6 protein-coding genes are annotated in these 4,712 nt (G+C 35.8%); all 6 read left to right on the top strand.

Going from position 1 to position 4,712, the window contains the following annotated elements; translation table 11 throughout:
* Nucleotides 1-493: 493 nt before the first annotated feature.
* Nucleotides 494-1,696, top strand: coding sequence for an ROK family protein (locus GXX20_08940; protein HHW31781.1), 1,203 nt, complete (start codon nt 494-496; stop codon nt 1,694-1,696).
* 20 nt (nt 1,697-1,716) lie between these two features.
* Nucleotides 1,717-2,301, top strand: a complete 585-nt coding sequence (locus GXX20_08935; protein ID HHW31780.1) for a chromate transporter — start codon at nt 1,717-1,719, stop codon at nt 2,299-2,301.
* Nucleotides 2,301-2,894: a chromate transporter gene (locus tag GXX20_08930; GenBank protein HHW31779.1), complete on the top strand. Its 594-nt coding sequence runs from the start codon at nt 2,301-2,303 to the stop codon at nt 2,892-2,894. Before GXX20_08935 ends, GXX20_08930 begins: the two co-directional genes overlap by 1 nt.
* 682 nt (nt 2,895-3,576) lie before the next feature.
* Nucleotides 3,577-3,855 (top strand): DUF5320 domain-containing protein, encoded by a 279-nt coding sequence (locus tag GXX20_08925; GenBank protein HHW31778.1) that lies wholly within the window; start codon nt 3,577-3,579, stop codon nt 3,853-3,855.
* Nucleotides 3,856-3,920: 65 nt separating this feature from the next.
* Nucleotides 3,921-4,295, top strand: a complete 375-nt coding sequence (locus tag GXX20_08920) for a DUF134 domain-containing protein (GenBank protein HHW31777.1) — start codon at nt 3,921-3,923, stop codon at nt 4,293-4,295.
* Between the two features lie 259 nt (nt 4,296-4,554).
* The coding region (locus GXX20_08915) for an ISLre2 family transposase (GenBank protein ID HHW31776.1) at nt 4,555-4,712 on the top strand (158 nt) is incomplete at its 3' end.

Below are 4,712 nucleotides of genomic sequence, written 5' to 3'. Positions count from 1 at the left end.
TTTCTCTGCCTGAAACCACAGAGCTACCAGATTTATGCAACATCTAGGGGGAAAGCTTAAGCAAATCGAAGTGAAATTCTGCGAAAAACGAAGATAAGTGAAGAAAACGAGAGTATATTAAGGGAGAGGAAGAATTGCTATAACTTTAATTGTAAGTCAGAAAGCAATAAAAGTTGAATCGTATATACAGGAGCAGGAATACCTGAAAGTAATATACCCTACATGTAGGATAGGTTATATAAAGCAGATAAATCCTGGGCAAGAAAAAAGTCTGGAAAGGCCAGATAACTAAATTTTGTTGGTTTGAATTGAGGAGAATTAGCTAGAATCTAAGGGATAAAAATAGATAGTGTCTGATTTATAAATATATACAACATTAAACATATTTTGTCTTTTATAAAACGAAACATACTTATTGCCAAAATGGTAAAAAGTTATTATAATATTTTTATAATTCATCAAAGCTTAACAATGTCAATGGTGGTGATTAGTATTGGCAAATGCTTTAAATATTATATTAAATCTGAAAAAAGAAGCGAGATTTGTTTTTAATATAATATTAAGAAAAGGTCCGTTAACTAAAGGAGAAATTTTAGATATAACCAGAATGAAACTAAGTACATTAAATAGAATTATGCAGCCACTTGAGAATGAAAAGCTGATTGTTGAATCTTCAATTGGTGAATCTACAGGAGGAAGAAAGCCCATATTATATGATGTAAACCCTCACCAGTTTTATTTGATAGGTGTCGATATATCAAGAACATACACGCAGATGGTTGTAACAAATCTAAAAACAAATATCCTGTACCAGAAACAATTCCCTATGGATGAATCCAGCACACCGCACAAGGTAGTACATGCGATTTCCCAGTTTATTGATGATGCTTCAAGGAAGTTGTCGATTAGCAAAGATTCGACAATAGGTATAGGAATAGGTACAGTTGGACCTTTAGACAGAATAAAAGGGAAAATGCTTAATCCAAGAAGTTTTTCAGCTACAGGTTGGAATGATGTTCACCTAAAAGATATGGTGGAAGATATTACTAAACTGCCAGTAACAATTGATAACGGTCCAAACGCAGCCGTTTGGGCTGAATATACTTATGGAGCAGGGAAAGGTTTAAATAATATTGTATATATCAACTGTGGGGTTGGTATAAGAACAGGTGCAATTTCATCCGGAATGATTGTCAGAACTATAAATGATGCTGAAGATGCTTTCGGCCATATGGTAATAGATGTAGACGGTGATTTTTGTAATTGCGGTAATTATGGATGCATTGAATGTTATTCGTCTATTCCTTCCATAGTAAAGAAATTTGCATCTGAGCTGAAAAAGGGCCGTATAACCAATATAAGGAGAGTACCTGAAGAGATAAATTATATTGATATATGCAGGGCAGCTAAGAGCGGTGACCAGCTAGCAAAAGAAGTGATTATTAGTGCAGGTACTATATTAGGTGTTGGACTGGCAAATTACATAAACCTGCTAAATCCAGAACTAATAATTTTAAGCGGATCACTTATTAAGCATAGCAAACTTCTATTTGATACATGTAAGGGTGTAGCTTTAAAAAAATACTATTTGAAAGGTGAGAATATTATACAGTTCAGCCGAGGAGGATTTTTTCAGGAAAATGCTATTGCTGTCGGTGCAGCAGCTTTAATGATTGAAAAAGTCTTATCAACATAATCTGACGGGGGTATAAATAAATGATTTCAAGCGATATAAAGCGGCTTAAGGATATTTTTATTACTTTTTTTAAAATCGGCCTTTTTACTTTTGGCGGAGGGTATGCCATGATACCATTAATAGAGAAGGAAACAGTAGAAAAAAAGAGGTGGATTGAACGAGAAGAGATTACAGATATTATTGCTGTATCTGAATCAATTCCTGGTGCTATTGCAATAAATTCGGCGACTTTTATCGGGTTTAAAATTTTCGGAAGAAAAGGAGCTGTAGCAGCGGCACTTGGAGTGATAATGCCTTCATTCCTAATTATTGCTATAATTGCGGCCTTTTTCAGTAAATTCGGTGATAATCTAATTGTAAAAGCTGCCTTTGCCGGAATCAGGCCGGCAGTTGTCGCCCTTATTATTTTAGCTACTTATAAAGTAGGTAAAACTGCCATAAAGGATAAAGTAGGTTTAATAATTGCTTTTGTTGGATTTGCGCTGGTCATTGGATTTAGTATCCATGCAATATTTGCAATAATAGGAGGAGCTGTTTTCGGTCTAGCGGTTTACTGGTTTTGGCCTGAAAAAGTGAAAGAAATTTTAGGAAAAGAGGTTAAATAATGATATATCTTAAATTGCTTTTTTCTTTTTTTAAGATTGGACTATTCAGTTTTGGTGGCGGATATGCCATGATCCCATTGATACAAAAGGAAATCGAAATGAACGGATGGTTAAAGGCTTCTGAGTTTGCAGACATTATTGCCATAGCTGAAATGACCCCAGGGCCTATTGCTATAAATTCGGCAACATTTGTAGGATATAAAACAGCAGGACTATTCGGAAGTATATTTGCAACTATAGGTGTTTCATTGCCATCAATACTACTAATTCTTATTGTTTCAAGCTTTTTCTTCAAGATCCAAAAGAAACCTGTAAACATCTTGGTTTTTTATGGTGTTAGACCGGTTATTACCGGCTTAATTGCAGCTGCAGCGTTTTTTGTAGCAAAAACTGCTATTTTTAAAGAGAATTTTTCTATAGAAGTTTTTAATTATGCTTTCAACAAACCTGCAAGCTTTTTTGATTTTGGGGGCATAGCTATTTTGGTGGCTTCGCTGATAGTACTGATAAAATTTAAATTGCATCCGATACTTACAATTGCTGGAGCTGGAGTGGCAGGTGTTATAATATATTCATTCATTCCACTCAAATAGATTATTGAGGATTAATGAGAAATGCCTGATATTTAAAATTTATACGTGCTCTGAAAAGTTAAAAGAGGACATTATAGCATTTTCAAGACTGGGAAGTGAATTTACTATAGATCCTACTTGTAATTTATAGAGCTTTAATATTATCGCAGTTGTTGCAACTGCATACGTCTTTAATAAAAAGATAGGTAGTTATGATACCCTTCTATTATTTTGTCATGCAGATGACAGCCGGGTTTTTGCATGTTGGGTCATGCAAACCAAGGCAGATTTTACAAAGAGTTTTTAGTACCCCGGAATAAAGAGGACTTAAATCCATTATTTAGGATCGTATAAGAAATTAAGATTCGATGCGTGCTCTTCTTTAGGATAGTTCTTTCCTGAATTGTAATAGTAAGTATGTCCGGCAGGACATACAGGCAATTCATGTTCATTCTCCAGCATAGGCGTTTGGGAAAATTTTGGATTGATAGCAGTGATAGATTTGCCGCCTAAAAGGCTGACCCGCCAGTAAATGTATCTAGCATCATATCCAGAGTTCAGGATGATATAGTTAAAATCCACTATCATGCTATGATAATGGAACATTTAATAAAATTAAAAACAGTTATTGACATATGTCAAAAATAGGGCATAATAAAAAATATAAATGACATATGTCATAAACTATTAGGAGGTGAACGGTATGCCTGGAAGCAATGGAACTGGCCCAATAGGTGCTGGACCAATGACCGGTAGAGGTTTTGGATTTTGTGCTGGTGCTAATGCAGCAAGATATGGCACTGGTCGTGGTCTCGGATTAGGTCTGGGACTTGCTTGCAGACGTGGTTTTGGAAGATGGTTTGGCAGATGTTTTACAATTGATGGAGTAATTCCAAAAACACAAAAAGAATTGCTTCAGAATCAAAAAACTATATTAGAGAAGCGTCTGGAAGCTATTGATAAGCAATTAGAGAACCTATAATGGTCATTAGACGTAACCGGAGGACGTTCCGGTTGTAAATGTTTTGGAAATGAGGCGATAAGATTATGCCAAGACCGATGAAATGGAGAAAAATATGCTGTTTACCCGAAAGAAGCATGTTTGGGCCTCTTGATGCAAATTTAGGTGAAAAGAATTATATAAAAATGACCGTTGATGAGTATGAAGCCATAAGACTCATAGACTTAGAGGGATTCACACAGGAGGAATGCTCAAAACAGATGAATGTTGCACGAACTACTGTCCAAGGTATTTATGTCGAAGCAAGAAAGAAACTGGCCGAGTCTCTGGTGAACGGCAAGGTTCTTTTGATTGAAGGCGGGGAATACCGTCTTTGCGATGGATTAGGCAACGGGTGCGGACGAGGTTGTCGCAGGCACCGGAATGGTTGGCGCTCTTCAGGTAGTGATAGAGGTGACTGATACGGATGGGCGAGCTCCCTATTTTCTAATCTATGATACTGAAACTAAACTGAACCTACGTTGTTCGGAGTTCATAACCTTAACATGGTATATGAATTTGATTACCAAAACATTAATTGAGATAGTATTGATCTTAGAGTAAAATTATCGTAGGCAAATTAAATAAAAATATGGGAAGAACCTAAAATAGGTCTTCCCATAATCACGATTTTCCTGTAGTTTGAGAATTGACAAGAAACCAAACGAAAGGGATCGTGATATGAATAGTTTATCGGTAAATAAGGTAACATTCAAGGAGATTGAGAGAAGTTTTTTTGAAATAGGCTGCGAAGTGGCTAAAATGCTCATGGCAGAGTTCTTGGTAAGGCTTGATAAAGAGCTCTGTAAGAATAGAAATAAAGCTGAACTAAGGCATAA

The sequence above is a fragment of the Clostridiaceae bacterium genome (assembly GCA_012840395.1).
Taxonomy (GTDB): Bacteria; Bacillota; Clostridia; order Acetivibrionales; family DULL01; genus DULL01.
The sequence above is the reverse complement of the archived record's forward strand: the minus strand, read 5'-3'. Positions and strand labels throughout refer to the sequence as shown.